This window comes from Streptomyces ipomoeae 91-03 (genome assembly GCF_000317595.1).
Classification (GTDB): domain Bacteria; phylum Actinomycetota; class Actinomycetes; order Streptomycetales; family Streptomycetaceae; genus Streptomyces; species Streptomyces ipomoeae.
On record NZ_AEJC01000449.1, the window covers coordinates 1 to 1,309 of the forward strand.

Sequence of the window (1,309 nt, forward strand, 5' to 3'; positions counted from 1 at the left end):
CGACCAGGAACGGCTGAGCCGTCCCGGTCACGCGTCGGGGGACATGGCGTCACGTACCTTGGCGGTGTCCACGAACTGTTCGAAGCGGACGATCAGCCCGCCGCGTACGACGAAGTGGTGCGCGACGCGGACGTCCATCCGCTTTCCCGTGGCCTTGTTGGTGGCGGTGTAGCGGGCGAGGACGACGACGTTCTCGCCGTCGACGACGTAGGTGTCGTCGTGGACGACCCAGTCGTCCCACTCCTTGGCGAGCTGCGCCATCACGCTGGAGGTGACGCCGTCAGGGGTGCGGTAGGTACCGGCGAGCGGGAAGCCGGCCATCTCGGTCCACTCCACGTCGGGGGCGAGGGTGGCGCGCAGTGCCTCCAGGTCGCCGGTGGCCGAGGCGAGGTGCTGGCGGCGTACGACGTCGGCGGGGGCGGAGGACGTGGTGAAGTCGGTGTCCTGATACGTCATGGCCGTCAGCCCCACTTCATCTCGCCCTTGGCGACCTTGGCGCCGATCTGGGCGGCGATCCGCATACCGTTGGCCGGGTGGCGCTGGACCAGCGCCTCGGTCAGTGCGGCACCGTCGGCGGCCTTGGCCAGCTCCTCCTCGAAGGCGACCAGGTAGTCGCGGGTGGCGGTGATGGCGGAGGCGTCGGCGGGGGCGTCGGGCAGACGGTGGCCGGGGACGACCAGCTGCGGGTCGAGGGCGGCCATCTCGTCCAGCAGCTCGATCCAGGCCGAACGGTCCTCGGGGTCGGGGGTGTCGGCGACCCAGACGTGCTCCTGCTGGAACAGCAGCACACCGCCGAGGATCGCGCGCTGCTCGGCCTGCCACAGGTAGTGGCGGTCGGGAAGCCTGGTGGGGCCGCCCTTGAGCTCGAAGCGGTGGCCCTCCAGGGTGAGGTCGCCGGTCAGGGGCTCGATGTCGACCAGGCGGGTGGGCAGGTTGGGGCCCAGCGCCTCCCAGGCCTTGAGCTTGCCCTCGTAGGAGTGCTGGATGTGCTCGATGACGTGCTCGGTGGCGACGAACTTGGCGTCGGGGAAGGCGTCGGCCAGCACTTCGGCGCCGAAGTAGAAGTCCGGGTCGCCGTGGCTGATGAAGACGGTGGTCAGCTTCTTGCCGGAGTCGAGGACCTCGGCGGCCAGCCGATGACCGTCGGCCCGGGTGAAGCCGGCGTCGACCAGCAGGGCCTCGCTGTTGCCGGTGACGAGGGTGGCGGTCTTGTTCTTGCTGCCGACGGGGAAGTCCAGGTCCAGGATCTTGAAGGAGAGCGTGCTCATGAGTGCTCCTCAGGGTTGGGGTGATGGGGGAGTGGGGTGGT

General features: G+C 69.6%; 2 protein-coding genes. Both read right to left on the bottom strand.

Annotation, left to right across the window (positions count from 1 at the left end; genetic code table 11):
- Positions 1 to 27 precede the first annotated feature (27 nt).
- Positions 28 to 456, bottom strand: coding sequence for a nuclear transport factor 2 family protein (locus tag STRIP9103_RS29695; RefSeq protein ID WP_048821226.1), 429 nt, complete (start codon positions 454 to 456; stop codon positions 28 to 30).
- Positions 457 to 461: 5 nt separating this feature from the next.
- Positions 462 to 1,268 carry an MBL fold metallo-hydrolase gene (locus STRIP9103_RS29700; RefSeq protein ID WP_009326576.1) on the bottom strand — a complete coding sequence of 269 codons (807 nt, stop codon included), beginning with the start codon at positions 1,266 to 1,268 and terminating at the stop codon, positions 462 to 464.
- Positions 1,269 to 1,309 lie beyond the last annotated feature (41 nt).